Origin of the sequence: Streptococcus varani (assembly GCF_001375655.1) — a bacterium.
In the GTDB taxonomy this organism is placed as follows: Bacteria; Bacillota; Bacilli; order Lactobacillales; family Streptococcaceae; genus Streptococcus; species Streptococcus varani.
This window is the reverse complement of the sequence record NZ_CTEN01000002.1, coordinates 84,372-100,167: the sequence shown is the minus strand read 5'-3', so window position 1 is coordinate 100,167 and position 15,796 is coordinate 84,372. Positions and strand designations below refer to the sequence as shown.

17 protein-coding genes and 1 other annotated feature (1 of these 18 running past the window's edge) are annotated in these 15,796 nt (G+C 39.8%); all 17 genes read left to right on the top strand.

Annotation, left to right across the window (positions count from 1 at the left end):
- Positions 1–46: a sequence feature (ribosomal protein L21 leader region), on the top strand; it begins 28 nt to the left of the window's first position.
- 33 nt (positions 47–79) lie between these two features.
- The 17 genes from rplU to BN1356_RS03965 all read left to right on the top strand — a co-directional run bounded on the left by rplU (position 80) and on the right by BN1356_RS03965 (position 15,729).
- Positions 80–394: a 50S ribosomal protein L21 gene (gene rplU / locus BN1356_RS04045; protein ID WP_093650138.1), complete on the top strand. Its 315-nt coding sequence runs from the start codon at positions 80–82 to the stop codon at positions 392–394.
- Positions 395–445: 51 nt separating this feature from the next.
- On the top strand, positions 446–739 hold the full coding sequence (gene rpmA / locus BN1356_RS04040) for a 50S ribosomal protein L27 (protein ID WP_093650137.1): 294 nt from the start codon (positions 446–448) through the stop codon (positions 737–739).
- Between the two features lie 221 nt (positions 740–960).
- Positions 961–1,452, top strand: coding sequence for a hypothetical protein (locus BN1356_RS04035; RefSeq protein WP_093650136.1), 492 nt, complete (start codon positions 961–963; stop codon positions 1,450–1,452).
- Positions 1,453–1,565: 113 nt separating this feature from the next.
- Complete coding sequence (locus BN1356_RS04030) at positions 1,566–2,471, top strand: LysR family transcriptional regulator (RefSeq protein WP_093650135.1); 906 nt, start codon at positions 1,566–1,568, stop codon at positions 2,469–2,471.
- Positions 2,472–2,473: 2 nt separating this feature from the next.
- Positions 2,474–2,938 carry a signal peptidase II gene (lspA, locus tag BN1356_RS04025; protein ID WP_093650134.1) on the top strand — a complete coding sequence of 155 codons (465 nt, stop codon included), beginning with the start codon at positions 2,474–2,476 and terminating at the stop codon, positions 2,936–2,938.
- On the top strand, positions 2,922–3,833 hold the full coding sequence (locus tag BN1356_RS04020) for an RluA family pseudouridine synthase (protein WP_093650133.1): 912 nt from the start codon (positions 2,922–2,924) through the stop codon (positions 3,831–3,833). Before lspA ends, BN1356_RS04020 begins: the two co-directional genes overlap by 17 nt.
- A gap of 51 nt (positions 3,834–3,884) precedes the next feature.
- Complete coding sequence (locus tag BN1356_RS04015; RefSeq protein ID WP_093650132.1) at positions 3,885–4,217, top strand: zinc ribbon domain-containing protein YjdM; 333 nt, start codon at positions 3,885–3,887, stop codon at positions 4,215–4,217.
- 47 nt (positions 4,218–4,264) lie between these two features.
- Entirely contained in the window at positions 4,265–4,903 is a 639-nt protein-coding gene (locus BN1356_RS04010; RefSeq protein ID WP_093650504.1) for a Pr6Pr family membrane protein, read from the top strand.
- A 476-nt stretch (positions 4,904–5,379) separates the two neighbouring features.
- Positions 5,380–5,901 (top strand): bifunctional pyr operon transcriptional regulator/uracil phosphoribosyltransferase PyrR, encoded by a 522-nt coding sequence (gene pyrR / locus BN1356_RS04005; protein ID WP_093650131.1) that lies wholly within the window; start codon positions 5,380–5,382, stop codon positions 5,899–5,901.
- A 53-nt stretch (positions 5,902–5,954) separates the two neighbouring features.
- A complete protein-coding gene (locus BN1356_RS04000) occupies positions 5,955–6,881 on the top strand; it encodes an aspartate carbamoyltransferase catalytic subunit (RefSeq protein ID WP_093650130.1) in 927 nt (308 codons plus the stop codon).
- 59 nt (positions 6,882–6,940) lie between these two features.
- On the top strand, positions 6,941–8,029 hold the full coding sequence (locus BN1356_RS03995; protein WP_093650129.1) for a carbamoyl phosphate synthase small subunit: 1,089 nt from the start codon (positions 6,941–6,943) through the stop codon (positions 8,027–8,029).
- Between the two features lie 356 nt (positions 8,030–8,385).
- On the top strand, positions 8,386–11,565 hold the full coding sequence (carB, locus tag BN1356_RS03990) for a carbamoyl-phosphate synthase large subunit (protein ID WP_093650128.1): 3,180 nt from the start codon (positions 8,386–8,388) through the stop codon (positions 11,563–11,565).
- Positions 11,566–12,145: 580 nt separating this feature from the next.
- Positions 12,146–12,658, top strand: a complete 513-nt coding sequence (locus BN1356_RS03985) for a GNAT family N-acetyltransferase (protein ID WP_093650127.1) — start codon at positions 12,146–12,148, stop codon at positions 12,656–12,658.
- A 207-nt stretch (positions 12,659–12,865) separates the two neighbouring features.
- Positions 12,866–13,180 (top strand): TfoX/Sxy family protein, encoded by a 315-nt coding sequence (locus BN1356_RS03980; protein ID WP_093650126.1) that lies wholly within the window; start codon positions 12,866–12,868, stop codon positions 13,178–13,180.
- 4 nt (positions 13,181–13,184) lie between these two features.
- On the top strand, positions 13,185–13,751 hold the full coding sequence (locus BN1356_RS03975; protein ID WP_093650125.1) for a GrpB family protein: 567 nt from the start codon (positions 13,185–13,187) through the stop codon (positions 13,749–13,751).
- Between the two features lie 306 nt (positions 13,752–14,057).
- Positions 14,058–14,825, top strand: coding sequence for a hypothetical protein (locus tag BN1356_RS03970; protein WP_093650124.1), 768 nt, complete (start codon positions 14,058–14,060; stop codon positions 14,823–14,825).
- A 154-nt stretch (positions 14,826–14,979) separates the two neighbouring features.
- Positions 14,980–15,729: a class I SAM-dependent methyltransferase gene (locus tag BN1356_RS03965; protein ID WP_093650123.1), complete on the top strand. Its 750-nt coding sequence runs from the start codon at positions 14,980–14,982 to the stop codon at positions 15,727–15,729.
- Positions 15,730–15,796 lie beyond the last annotated feature (67 nt).

Below are 15,796 nucleotides of genomic sequence, written 5' to 3'. Positions count from 1 at the left end.
TTAAGCAGCTTTGAGCTCACGATGCTAGGCGAGTCTTCACAAAAAATGGGGAAACCCACATTATCATAGGAGGTGCATAATGAGCACATATGCAATCATTAAAACTGGCGGTAAGCAAGTAAAAGTTGAAGCTGGTCAAGCTATCTACGTTGAAAAATTGGATGTAGAAGCAGGACAAGAAGTTACTTTTAACGAAGTTGTTCTTGTTGGTGGCGACAAAACTGTTGTCGGAACTCCACTTGTTGAGGGAACTACTGTTGTTGGTACTGTTGAAAAACAAGGCAAACAAAAGAAAGTTGTATCATACAAATACAAACCTAAAAAAGGTTCTCACCGTAAACAAGGTCACCGTCAACCTTATACAAAAGTTGTTATTTCAGCTATCAACGCTTAATCAGCGTTTAGCCTAACAACTGTCAACACTTAAATTTGGAGGAATAACATTATGTTAAACTTGAATCTTACTCAATTAAACCTCTTCGCCCACAAAAAAGGTGGAGGTTCAACGTCAAACGGTCGTGATTCACAAGCGAAACGCCTTGGTGCTAAAGCTGCTGATGGCCAAACTGTATCAGGTGGTTCTATTCTTTACCGCCAACGTGGTACTAAAATCTACCCAGGAACTAACGTAGGTCGTGGTGGAGATGATACTCTTTACGCTAAAGTTGAAGGCGTTGTACGCTTCGAACGTAAAGGTCGCGATAAAAAACAAGTTTCTGTTTACCCAATCGCAAAGTAAGGTAAAAAAACCTTATAAAACAGACTTTCCGAGTTTTCGGAAGGCCTGTTTTTTTGTTTTGATACCCACTATATTTCAGAGAATATTTGCTAAGCTTAACTATTTATTTTTAGTTTTAAATCGACTTTGGGTTGAATGAATTTGCCAATTGTTGATTTAGGAAGATAGAATCTCCCGTTATATGGTAAAATAGAGAAAAAGAACTAGAGGAGATTAAATAAATGTCTTGTTGTGGTAATTGTCAAAAAGATCGGCATAAGGAGGAGGGACATGACTCTCATTGTTGTGGAGGAAATCATCTGCCACAATATGGTGTGATTTTATCTGCCATCGTATATGATGAAAACGAAAGAAACATACTTCTTTTTGAGCAAGGCTATGCTGGTTTGAATACTTTGTTTTCAGTAATGGTAGAATCAGGAAGAAATATAGAGGAAACGATTGCTGAAAGTTTGCAAGGTATGACTAATCTAGAAGTGGTTTCTATCCAGTTCAATTCTAGCCTTGTTGTGGCAGAAGAACAGATGTTATTGATGAACTTTGTTTGTCGTATCAAAGATTCTACAGCTTTGATCAATGATGACTATGGTCCTATGGCAGAATGGTTTGCACCAATTTTAGCTAAGGAAAGTCTAGAGACCAATAGCATCAGTCAGTATTTCTTAGAAAGATGGTTAGATAAACAAGGGTTTATTGATAAGGTTGAAGATTAATTAGAACCTATAATAGGAATGGACGAGTTTATGTAGAAGCTTGTTCGTTCCTATTTCTGCTTTTATGTCACTTTCTGTGGTATAATGTAAAGAGCAAAAAAAGGAAGTAATCTATGAATATTCAACAATTGCGGTATGTTGTAGCTATCGCAAATAGTGGTACCTTTCGCGAAGCTGCTGAAAAAATGTTTGTTTCCCAACCGAGTCTCTCTATCTCTGTTCGAGATCTTGAAAAGGAATTGGGGTTTAAGATTTTTAACCGAACCAGTTCAGGTGCTTTTTTAACGCGTCGTGGTATGGAATTTTATGAGAAAGCTCAGAATTTAGTCAAGGGCTTTGATAGTTTTGAGAATTTATATTTGCAAGCAGAAGAAGAGCGTGTTGAGTTTTCCATTTCTAGTCAGCACTATGATTTTTTGCCCCCACTGATAACGGAATTTTCAGCAACTCATCCGGAGTATGCTAATTTTCGCATTTTTGAATCGACAACGGTTCAAATTTTAGATGAAGTGGCACAGGGGTATAGCGAATTGGGAGTCATTTACCTCAATCATCGCAATACCAAAGGGATTATGCAGAAACTGCACAAGCTCCATTTGGAAGTTTTTGAGTTGATCGAGTTTCAAACTCATCTCTACATTCGCAAAGGTCATCCTTTGGCAAAGCAAACGGAAATTGAGATGGAAGATTTAGTTGGTCTGCCAACTGTTCGTTTTACCCAAGAAAAAGAAGAGTACCTCTATTATTCAGAGAATTTCTTTGATACTTCTGATTCTTCTGTGACCTTTGATGTGACAGATCGGGCAACCTTAAATGGCATTTTGGAGAGGACGGATGCGTATGCGACTGGTTCTGGTTTCTTGGATAGCGAAAGTGTGCATGGGATCACGGTGATTCCGCTTAAGGAAGAAAAAGGGAATCGTATGGTCTATGTCAAGCGTGAAGATACTGATTTGAGTCAATGTGCAAAAGATTTTATTAGTATGATGCAAACATACTTTGATAAGAAAAAGGTATAAGAATGAGAAAATACGGACTTCCACTAGTAATAATTCTCCTGATTGTCCTTGATCAATTGGTCAAGTGGTGGACAGTAGAAAATATTGCTTTGGACACTCTACGGGAATTTATTCCCAATGTGATGAGCTTGGCTTATCTACGAAATTATGGGGCAGCTTGGTCGCTTTTGCAAAATCAGCAAGCCTTTTTTACGATTATTACCATCGTCATCATGTCAGGGGCTATTTGGTACTTGATCAAACATATCAATGCTAGTATCTGGTTGCTTTCCAGCCTCTCTTTGATTATTGCAGGTGGTTTGGGAAATTTTATCGATCGTATTCGTCTTGGATATGTGGTGGATATGTTTCATCTGGACTTTATTAATTTTCCAATTTTTAATGTGGCGGATTCTTATTTAACCATTGGAGTATTGATTTTGTTTATTTGTATCATGAAAGAAGAGGATCATGGAGTTAAAAATTAAAAATGGCGGTATCCGATTAGATAAAGCCTTAGCGGACTTGACAGAATTGTCACGCTCTCTTGCCAATGAACAAATCAAAGAAGGTCAAGTTTTGGTTAATGGTGAGCTGAAAAAAGCCAAATATGCTGTCCAAGCTGGAGATGTTATCAGTTACCAACTTCCACAAGTAGAAGAAGTCGAATATGTTGCTGAAAATATTCCTTTAGATATTGTCTATGAGGATGCTGATGTGGCGGTTGTGAATAAAGTTCAAGGGATGGTAGTTCACCCCTCAGCTGGACATACTTCCGGCACCCTTGTCAATGCACTCTTGTATCATATCAAAGACTTGTCGGGTATCAATGGCATCCTGCGCCCTGGGATTGTCCATCGCATTGATAAGGATACATCTGGCCTTTTGATGATTGCTAAGAATGATCAGGCGCATAGCACATTGGCTGAGGAGCTCAAAGAAAAAAAATCTCTTCGCAAATACCTGGCCATTGTGCATGGTAATTTGCCAAAAGATCGTGGTGTCATTGAAGCGCCAATTGGTCGTTCTGAAAAAGACCGTAAGAAACAAGCTGTTACAGGAAAAGGAAAACCAGCTCTGACTCGCTTCCATGTCTTAGAGCGTTTTGGCGAATATAGCTTGGTTGAGCTAACCTTGGAGACAGGTCGGACGCACCAAATTCGTGTCCACATGGCTTATATCGGGCACCCAGTTGCTGGTGATCCTGCTTACGGCCCTAAAAAGACACTCAAAGGCCATGGTCAATTTTTGCATGCACAAACTCTTGGATTTAGTCATCCACAAACAGGAGAAATGGTTACTTTTACGGCTGAGCCACCCGCTATTTTCCTTGAAACCTTGGAAAAATTACGCAAACAAAGTCAGCCACAAAATGATGCCTAAAAAAATCGTTACATGATAGAGCAAAAAAATGAGGAGAATAAAGGAGAAAGAATGGAAACTTTACCAAATTGCCCAAAATGTCAATCAGAATATGTTTATGAGGATGGCCTTATGCTGGTCTGTCCAGAATGTGCCTATGAATGGAATCCAGCAGAAACTGTTGAAGAAGGGCCTGTAGCCATTGATGCTAACGGAAATCGCTTAGCAGATGGGGATACCGTAACTTTAATCAAAGACTTGAAGGTCAAAGGGGCACCAAAAGATTTGAAGCAAGGAACTCGCGTTAAGGGTATTCGTATCGTCGAAGGCGACCATAATATCGACTGTAAAATCGATGGCTTCGGTGCTATGAAACTGAAATCTGAATTTGTCAAGAAAATTTAATGGTGAGGCTGGATGCGTCCAGTCTTATTTTTTTAAGAAAGGAAGTTATGAAAGACAATAAACTCTTATTTTATTCACGTTGCCTTCTGTTTCTGTTTGCCAGTCTAGGAACTGGTATTCAAATCTATAAGAATGGAATTGGCATGCTCATGTACTATACGACTTTATCCAATCTCTTGGTCAGTTTATTTACTCTCTACATGCTCATGGCCATGTTGAAAAATATCGATCTCCAGTCAAGAAATTTCTTACGAATAAAGGCAGCAGTCACCATGTCCATCATGATTACTTTCGTGATTTATCATTTTATGTTGGCACCCTTAGCGACTCATTTTTGGCGAGTAGAGAATATCCTGTGCCACTATATTACACCGCTTTACTTCTTTTTTGATACGCTCTTTGTTGACCGTCGTCGTCAATATCATTTTTTAGACCCCGTTCGATGGACCGCCCTCCCTCTTCTTTATATGGTCTTTGCTCTTTTTAATGGATTGGTTTTAAAATGGCCCATTCCAGATGCAAAAGACAGCCCTTTTGCTTATTATTTCTTAAATGTTTATAAATATGGATGGAGCTATGTAGCCACACATGCAGTCCTTATTTTCCTGGTATATATCCTTGCAGGCTATATACTTTATCTTTTAAAGTCTTTGCAACTGAAACCAATCAAGACTGAACAGTCATAAAATCCGAACAAAAAAAAATAAAATTGAAAAAAGTTTAGAAAATAAAGGAAATTGTTTGTCACTCCCTTTATTTTTTGTTATACTGTAAGAAATTAATAATCCTTTAAGAATTGTCCTGTGAGGCAAGCAAGGAGTATCATGTAGAGATGGGGCGACTTTTTTGTTGTACCTAGATTTTCTGAAACCTCCTTGGTAAGGAGGTTTTTTTCTGTGTATCTTGGCCAAGGGCGCTTATACTCAAAGAAAATCAAAAGATGAGGCAAATCGATGCAGGTGTACCTAGTGGTGGACAGGGAACTTTAACTCATCTAATGTTGATTTTCAAAGAGTATTAAAAAGCAAAATGAGCCTCGATACATACATTAAACTAGTTTAAACAAAAGTTGAGACTAGCTTCTACATTTTCTGAGTTTTTCTCAGAAATTTTACTTGTTCAACATATGGGAAATTTTCCCTAAATTTTTGGAGGTCTTTTGATGAAAACAAAAGAAATAGTTGACGAAATGACGATGAAACGGGCCATCACCCGAATCACTTATGAGATTATTGAGCGCAATAAGGATCTAGATAATATTGTCCTTGCTGGGATCAAGACCCGTGGTGTCTTTATTGCCAAGCGTATACAGGAGAGGTTGAAGCAGCTTGAAGGGATAGATGTCCCCTTAGGTGAACTAGATACCAAACCATTCCGAGATGATGTGAAGGTAGAAGAAGATACGACTGAGATGATAGCCGATATCAATGGTCGTGATGTGATATTAGTAGATGATGTCTTATATACTGGTCGAACTATCCGAGCGGCCATTGACAATCTGGTTAGCCTTGGAAGACCCTCACGGGTCAGCTTGGCCGTATTGGTTGACCGCGGTCACAGAGAATTGCCCATTCGAGCAGATTATGTTGGTAAAAATATTCCAACCAGTCGTTCAGAAGAAATCATTGTTCACATGACTGAAGTTGATGGACAAGACACCGTTCTCTTACTAGAAGCAAACTAATCATTCATTTATTTTTCAACATCTCTCATCAAAAAGGTTAAATAGGTAATATCATGACAATCACAAATGGTAAAGTTTCTCTCAAACACCTGGTTACAATGGAAACACTCTCTAATGAAGAAGTTCTCGGTCTGATTAAGCGGGGCATCCAATTCAAAAATGGAGAGGTTGAAATTATTCACGATCGAACATATTACGCTTCCAATCTTTTCTTCGAAGATTCGACTAGGACCCACAAATCCTTTGAAATGGCGGAACTTCGACTGGGTATGGGCATGATTGACTTCGATGCTAGGACCAGTTCCGTTAATAAGGGAGAAACTCTCTATGATACCATCTTGACCATGAGCGCTCTGGGAGTGGATATCTGTGTCATTCGCCATTCAGAAGTGGATTACTACAAACAGTTGATTGACAGTCCGACGATTCAAACATCTATTGTAAATGGGGGAGATGGTTCGGGGCAGCACCCTAGCCAATCACTACTAGACTTGATGACCATTTATCAAGAGTTCGGTCAATTTGAAGGCCTAAAAATTGCCATTGCAGGTGATATCAATCATTCGCGGGTTGCCAAATCAAACATGCAAATTTTGAAACGTTTGGGAGCTACAATCTACTTTACTGGGCCTAGCCAGTGGTATTCAGATGAGTTTGATATTTATGGGCAACATGTGGACTTAGATGATGTGATTGATGAACTGGATGTTCTCATGTTGCTTCGTGTTCAACATGAACGTCATGATGGACATGATAGTTTTTCAAAGGAAGATTACAATCGTCAGTTTGGTTTGACAGAAGCTCGCTACCAACATTTAAAAGAAGAAGCAATTGTCATGCACCCTGCACCGGTTAACCGAGATGTTGAAATAGATGATCATCTGGTAGAAGCACCAAAATCGCGTATTGTGAGTCAAATGACCAATGGAGTTTTTGTTCGGATGGCCATTTTAGAAGCTGTTCTCAACGGTAAAGCTTAGAATGATGTAGATACTGTCCCTTAAGACAAGAATGAATGACAGATAGAGAAAGGAAGATTATGTCAAGAAGATTACTAATCCTAGAAGATGGAACAATTTTTGAGGGACAAGCCTTTGGAGCAGACTTCGATGTAACGGGTGAGATTGTATTTAATACTGGTATGACAGGCTATCAAGAATCAATTACGGATCAATCCTATAATGGTCAGATATTGACCTTTACCTATCCTTTGGTGGGAAATTACGGCATCAATCGTGATGATTACGAGTCCATTATCCCAACTTGTAAGGGAGTAGTTGTGGCAGAAGCGGCTCGTCGCCCGAGTAATTGGCGTAGTCAGATGACTCTCGATGAATTTTTAAAAGCAAAAAAAATACCGGGTATTGCCGGGATTGATACACGCGCACTAACCAAAATTATTCGTCAGCATGGGACGATGCGGGCAACGATAGCCAATGCTGGAGATACCGTTGAGCATTTGACAGACCAACTCCGTGCCACTGTTTTACCAACCAATAATATAGAAGAAGTTTCCACTAAAACGGCCTATCCAGCTCCGGGCATTGGAAAAAATATAGTATTAGTTGACTTTGGACTTAAACATTCTATTTTACGGGAACTGTCCAAGAGGGAGTGCAACATTACTGTCGTGCCTTACGATACAAGGGCCGAGGAAATTTTGACACTGAATCCTGATGGGGTCATGTTGTCAAATGGTCCAGGAAATCCAGATGACGTACCGGAAGTTTTGGACATGATTCGTGGTGTTCAAGGGAAAATCCCCATTTTTGGTATCTGTATGGGACACCAACTGTTCGCCAAAGCAAATGGTGCAGGAACCTTTAAAATGAAATTTGGTCATCGTGGCTTTAATCATGCCGTTCGTGAGATTGCGACTGGCCGTGTTGATTTTACTAGTCAAAATCATGGATTTGCAGTTTCACGAGAAAACTTCCCAGAGGATCTCATGATTACGCATGAAGAGATTAATGACAAGACAGTGGAGGGCGTACGTCACCGTCGCTTCCCAGCCTTCTCGGTCCAGTTTCATCCAGATGCTGCACCTGGTCCACATGATGCTTCTTATCTTTTTGATGAATTCTTAGAGATGATTGATGCGTTTAAGTTAGAACATAGCGGTCGATAATATGGAAGGTTATTGCCTGGTGCACGGTTAGCTGAAAATAGTTCAAGGATGATTGAAGTCACTTCTTGAACTACGCTAGTCACTATGGTGCCCTAGTTATTTCCCGCACTAGCTCGAAAATGATTTGTGATTGAAATCGTTTTCTCACGTCGAAATCTTATTTAATGCCGTCCTGAGAGTCGGCAAATGAAAGAAAGGAGAGGATACAGAATTCAAATGAGCTAACTCGCTCATTTGAACACGGGACTAATTTTCTAGAAAAAAGATAAAATTTCCTAGGCGCTAGATGCCTTCCTTGATTTTTCTATTTTTTACAAAAAATTTCGCAAGCGAAATGTCCCTTTGTATCATAAATTATGCCTAAACGTAGAGATATTACTAAAATCATGGTGATTGGGTCGGGTCCCATTATTATTGGTCAAGCTGCAGAGTTTGATTATGCTGGGACGCAGGCTTGTCTGGCTTTAAAAGAAGAAGGATACAGTGTTGTCCTTGTTAATTCAAATCCTGCCACCATCATGACAGATAAGGAAATTGCGGATAAGGTTTATATCGAACCGATTACGATTGAATTTGTCAGCCGTATTTTACGTAAAGAACGTCCCGATGCGCTTTTACCCACTCTCGGTGGACAAACGGGGCTTAATATGGCTATGGAATTATCTAAAACTGGTATTTTAGAAGAGCTTGGAGTGGAACTTCTTGGGACGAAACTGTCTGCAATTGATCAGGCTGAAGACCGCGATCTCTTTAAAAAGCTCATGGAGGACTTGAAGCAACCTATCCCAGAATCTGAAATTGTGACAACGGTTGACCAAGCAGTTGCTTTTGCCAATACCATTGGCTACCCACTCATTGTCCGTCCAGCCTTTACTCTTGGTGGGACAGGTGGTGGCATGTGTGCCAATGAAGAAGAATTACGTGAAATAGCCAAAAATGGTCTCAAGTTGTCCCCTGTTACTCAATGTTTGATTGAACGCTCTATCGCTGGTTTCAAGGAAATCGAATATGAAGTCATGCGGGATGCAGCAGACAATGCCTTGGTTGTCTGTAACATGGAAAACTTTGATCCTGTTGGGATTCATACAGGAGATTCTATCGTCTTTGCACCGACACAGACCCTTTCTGATATCGAAAACCAGATGCTTCGTGATGCCAGTCTCAGTATTATCCGTGCTTTGAAAATCGAAGGGGGCTGTAATGTACAGCTGGCTCTAGATCCGCATAGTTTCAAATACTATGTCATTGAAGTCAACCCACGTGTTTCTCGTTCATCAGCCCTAGCTTCAAAAGCTACTGGCTATCCAATTGCTAAACTAGCTGCTAAAATCGCAGTAGGTTTGACCTTGGATGAAATGATTAATCCAGTAACAGGCACCAGCTATGCCATGTTTGAACCAGCTCTGGACTATGTGGTGGCTAAGATTCCACGCTTCCCCTTTGATAAATTTGAGCATGGGGAGCGTCGTCTCGGTACCCAGATGAAGGCAACTGGGGAGGTCATGGCTATCGGTCGCAACATTGAAGAGTCTCTTCTCAAGGCTTGTCGTTCCCTAGAAATTGGTGTTTATCACAATGAAATGACTGAACTCACAGAAAAAACGGATGACCAACTGATTGAGAAAATCGTCAAGGCACAAGATGACCGACTGTTCTATGTATCTGAAGCCATCCGTCGTGGTTTTACCATCGAAGAAATTGCGGACTTAACGAAAATTGACCTCTTTTTCTTGGACAAATTGCTTCATATTTTCGAAATCGAAGAAGAACTGAAAGTCAACCCAGGAAATCTTGCTATTCTAAAAGAAGCCAAGCGAAATGGTTTTGCGGATCGTAAGATTGCCGAACTCTGGAATCAGACAAGCGCTGATATCAGAAAACTCCGTACAGAAAATAAAATCATTCCAGTTTATAAGATGGTCGATACCTGTGCAGCGGAGTTTGAGTCTTCAACCCCTTATTTCTATTCGACCTACGAGTGGGAAAATGAGTCTATTAAAACAGACAAAGAATCGGTTATTGTACTAGGTTCTGGTCCAATTCGTATCGGACAAGGTGTGGAGTTTGACTATGCGACTGTTCACTCGGTCAAAGCCATTCAGACTGCTGGTTATGAAGCCATCATCATGAACTCCAATCCGGAAACAGTATCCACTGACTTTTCTGTATCGGATAAACTTTACTTTGAACCATTGACCTTTGAAGATGTTATGAATGTCATCAATTTGGAGCAGCCAAAAGGAGTGGTCGTGCAGTTTGGTGGACAGACGGCTATCAACTTGGCAGAAAGTTTATTCAATGCAGGTGTAAGGATTCTTGGGACACAGGTTGCTGACTTGGATCGGGCTGAGGATCGCGATCTTTTTGAAAAAGCTCTCAAAGATTTGGGTATACCGCAACCGCCTGGTCAGACGGCAACCAATGAGGAAGAAGCAGTTGATGCAGCTCGTGCTATTGGCTTTCCAGTCCTTGTTCGTCCCTCTTATGTACTGGGTGGTCGGGCCATGGAAATCGTGGAAAACGAAGAAGACCTTCGTTCCTATATGCGAACAGCTGTCAAGGCCAGTCCAGAGCATCCTGTCTTGGTAGACTCTTACATTGTCGGACGTGAATGTGAAGTGGATGCCATCTCAGATGGAAAATCTGTCTTGATTCCAGGGATTATGGAACATATCGAGCGGGCGGGGGTCCACTCAGGGGATTCTATGGCCGTTTATCCGCCTCAGACTCTCTCCAAAGACCTTCAAGATACCATTGCAGACTACACCAAACGCTTAGCAATTGGTCTCAACTGTATCGGAATGATGAATATCCAATTTGTTATTAAGGATGAGACGGTCTATGTGATTGAGGTCAATCCACGCGCCAGTCGGACAGTACCATTTTTATCAAAAGTAACCGATATTCCAATGGCACAAGTGGCGACCAAGTTGATTTTGGGACAAGGTTTAGAGGAGTTGGGCTATTCAGATGGCCTCTATCCTGAAAGTCCACAGGTTCATGTCAAAGCGCCGGTCTTCTCCTTTACAAAACTAGCCAAAGTAGACAGTCTTTTAGGGCCTGAAATGAAGTCAACCGGTGAGGTCATGGGGTCTGATTTGACCTTAGAAAAAGCACTCTATAAGGCTTTTGAGGCTTCTTACTTCCATCTACCAGAATTTGGAAATGTAGTCTTCACTATTGCAGATGATACGAAGGAGGAGGCACTGGCTCTGGCTAAACGCTTCACAACTATTGGTTACGGTATCCTTGCAACAGAAGGAACAGCCAAATATTTTGCTGAGAATGGTTTGGCACCGGTTCTTGTTGACAAACTTGGTCTGGATCCAGAGAATAATATTCCTGCTTTGGTTCGTGCCAAGAAGGTACAAGCCATTATCAATACTGTGGGTACCAAGCGGACCTATGACAAGGTTGGAACAGCCATCCGTAGCTCAGCGACTGAACAAGGTGTACCTCTTTTTACAGCCCTAGATACAGCGGATGCCATGCTTCGTGTCCTAGAAAGCCGTAGTTTTACAACACAGGCTATCTAAACAAACTTCAAGTTCGAGATTGTCTCGGACTTTTTTCATTTTTCTCCTAGAGAGAAATGAAAAAAACCACCAGCTAATACTCATTTAAAATCAAAATCTGATATTCTAGACTGTCCTTTGTTGCTAGTTAATGCCATTCAAATATTTTACGGATTGAACTTGTCTACAGAGAAACATTCAGATTTTGAAATTCATCCAGTATAAGCTGGTGGCTGACAAGGCTTCTAGTTTCCATTTATTTTTCCATTTTCTCTATATCTATATTTTAAAATTTATAGAAAAAAGAGAAAAGGAGGTTTCGTGAGATATAAGAAAGTTATTGAATTAGCTATATATTGACGCCTTTTTCCTAGGATGGTAAAAAATAAATGAGATGGATAATAAACCTTTTTCTAATTAGTTTGCTATTGAGTATATTTACAGCTTTTCTAACAAACAAATATTTGGAAGAAAATAATATACAGGAAAGAGTTGGCCATCGTTCATATGAAAGGTAGGGTTGTAAAACTAAGTAAAAATATGGTATTATATCATAACTATCGAGTAAAACAAATTAGAATTTGATTGAGGTGTTTGTTGCATGCAAATAAGAAAAGAAGTTCCAGCGGACTATGAAATGGTATATACAATTGTGAAATCCGCTTTCGAAAGTGCTGAACATAGTGATGGTAATGAGCATAATTTGGTAAATGATTTGAGAAATGGTGATGCGTTCATCCCAGAATTATCTTTGATCGCAGAAATAGATGGAATAATCGTTGGGCATATAATGTTTACAAAGGCAAAAGTAAATGAAGAATCATTAATTGTGCTAGCACCATTATCTGTTTCACCAAAATTCCAAAATAAGGGAGTTGGTACTGCTCTAATTTTGGAGGGGCATAATTTGGCTAGAACATTAGGATATACTTATTCGGTTGTTTTAGGAAGTGATATTTATTATTCAAGAATAGGATACAAATCTGCAAATGAGTTTGGAATAAAACCACCATTTGATGTTCCAACGGAATACTTTATGGCATACAGATTAAAAGATAATACTCCGCCTCTTTGTGGTACTTTAAAATATGCTAAGGAGTTTGGTATCGAATAAATTAAATCCCAGTTTGTCTAATTGAATAGAACAATTTTAGAAACAGTAAATCAAGTTCGAGATTGTCTCGGACTTTTTTCAGTAAGGAAAAGAAAAGTGCTATAATATGATGAGACTGCTACTCATTGAAAAGCTGATTCGGAAGTTGACCAGAGGTTAATCGATGAGAAGGTGTTGAAAAAGGATTTCAATTAAGGAGGCCTTATCATGGCATCAAGCAAGGAATACATAGATTTTATTTTGGAACAGTTGTCCGGATTGGAAGACATCCACTGTCGGTCTATGATGGGGGAGTATCTCCTCTATTACAAAGGAAAAGTTGTCGGTGGTGTCTATGATGATAGACTGTTGGTAAAAGCTGTCAAATCAGCTCTTGAATACATGCCAAATGCAGATTATGAATTGCCTTATCCGGGTGCAAAAGAAATGCTTTTGGTCGATGATGTCGATAATCGAGACTATCTATGTGGTTTGTTTGATAGGATGTATGATGAATTACCAGCACCTAAGAAGAGGAAGTGAGTGCATGACAAAAAAACTGGAGGAAATGACACTGGAAGAACGCTGGCAGCTCTTTCCTATTTTTCTTGTTGCTCCTAGGGCAGAATGGGCAACTTGGTTTCAAGAAGAAAGATCGAGCTTGCTCAGCCTACTTGGAGAGAAGAGATGCAAGGACATTTCCCATGTTGGCAGCACAGCTATTCCAGCTATTTGGGCTAAGAATATTGTCGATATTTTGCTAGAGGTTGAGACCAGGGAAGATTTGGACGATTGTCAATCTATTTTGCTTCAACACGGTTGGTTTGCAATGTACAAAGAGCATGACCGTATCGGTTTAAACAAAGGATATACGCAAGAAGGTTTTGCTGAAAAAGTCTTCCACCTGCATGTGCGGTTAGTTGGCGATAGGGATGAAGTCTATTTTAGAGACTATCTAATTCATCATCCACCTATTGCTAAGGATTATGAAGCTCTTAAGTTGAACCTTGGTGAAAAATTCCAACACAATCGGAATGCCTATACAGATGCTAAAAGCGACTTTATTCGCAAGTATACAGACTTGGCCAAGCAAGAGTATACGAAGAGTACCTAATGATGTATAGTCTTTTGAATTAACTTCAATACGTTTTCACTATCGGCTTGCCGTACTCCAGTACTGCCTGCACCTCAGTTCCTAGTCCTAAAGCTAATTCATTCGACTATAGAATCCTATATGAATATAGATGGATGAATAATCTGGCTTTTCTATATTCTTTAAAAAGGCTATTTTATGAAAACGTTTTATGGTATAATGAACTAAATAATATTTTATGATAACTTGAATTGTAAATTCTACTCTTCTTGTTGTAGTACTTGTGAGCAGTCTTCGAATCGATGACGAATTGGAATAGGAGCGTTAATGAAAAAATATATTCTTACTTTACTAACTATCATATTAATAATTCCTTTCTTTGCTGAAAAGGTTTTAGCAAGAGAAGGGGGCAGAGAAGAATCTGCTCAAACCTCGCTTCTCTATGTGACTTTTTCGAGTCCTGGAGTTGGAGTGATTGCGGAGAATCAGGAGATTGTCTTGACTAAGGATGCGGGGTCTTACACGATAAATCCGCCAGTCATTCAAGGGTATACCTATAACAATGCAACCTTCTATAAGGATCAATTTGTGATTGGTGGAGAGAATGTAAACCTTCCTCTTCAAGTTCGCTATCAGGATCCGCCGGCAGGTTATTACACTCACATGCAATGGGTTGATATCTCTTACGTTCCAACGGGTAGACTCTTTGTTTACCGACTTTATTATCCTGACTTGCAGGTTCATCTCTACACAACGGATACTAATGAATATAACGTCTTACAAGGACGTGGTTGGAATGGCGAGGGAATTGCTTGGTCAACTGAAACGGATAAAGGAGAGCCTGTTTATCGGATGTACAATCCAGGCTTAAAAGTTCATCTCTACACTCGAGATGCCAATGAATATAACATATTAGGTACACGTGGTTGGAATCAAGAAGGCGTGGCATATCGTTCTTACGGTGAGATAGCCATTTATAGACTTTATAATCCTAATATAAAAAAACACCTCTACACACATGATGAAAACGAAAAAAATATACTTCAGACAAGAGGGTGGCAATATGAAGGTATTGCATGGTATAGTCAACCTTAATTGGAATTAAATAGTTCAGCCTGATTAGCTGGGCTATTTTTCTATGTGGTTAAACGATTAAAAGTTCTAAAGGTGAAGTAGATTTTAAAGAGCTTGGGGAAGTTTAGTTGAATGAACGACCTACGAACTTGTTAATCTATGCTATAATACTCCTATGATCATTACAACGAGTTCCAGAATGACAGAAGATCTGGAAAATCAAGCAAAAAAAGTGGCTCATGAGTTGCGGATGGAATATATAGTCCGAAACAAGCGTTCTCTGGCCAAGTTGCAAGAACTATATGGACATGTTCTTCTGGTAACTAAAGAAGGTCTGACCTTACAATATAGGAATGGTCAATCCCTTTCCTTTCATCCAGATACAGCTATGTTGCGGATCAAGGCACCACGCGATCCCTTGATTGAGTTAGTGGGACCAGAAAAATTGTCAGTCCTTGATACCACCATGGGACTGGCTAGTGACGCCCTTGTGCTCTCTTATGCTGGCCATGCTGTTACAGCCTTAGAAAGCCAACCTATCCTCCATTGTATCGTGGCGCGTGGGTTACAAGACTTTGATACTGGAAATGCTGGTATTAACCAAGCGATGAGAAATATCAAAACGGTCTGTACTGATTCGCTGGAATATCTGAAAATGCAAGTTGACAATACCTTTGATATCATTTATTGTGATCCCATGTTTTCAGAAGTTATCACTGAATCCGAAAACCTATCAGGTCTCAAACCGCTGGCAAATTATGAAAAATTCACAGAAGCATTTCTCAAAGAATGCAAACGCGTGGCCAGACGAAAAATCATTCTCAAGGCACACTTCCGAGATACAGTCTTTGAAGACTTTGGATTTACTAGGAAGATCAGGCCCTATCAGAAATTTCATTTTGGCGAAATCATCCTAAATGAATAATTTTATCTCTGTCAAGTTTTTTTCTTGACACCCTATCTTTTTGTGTTATAATAGTTAAAGTGAGTTG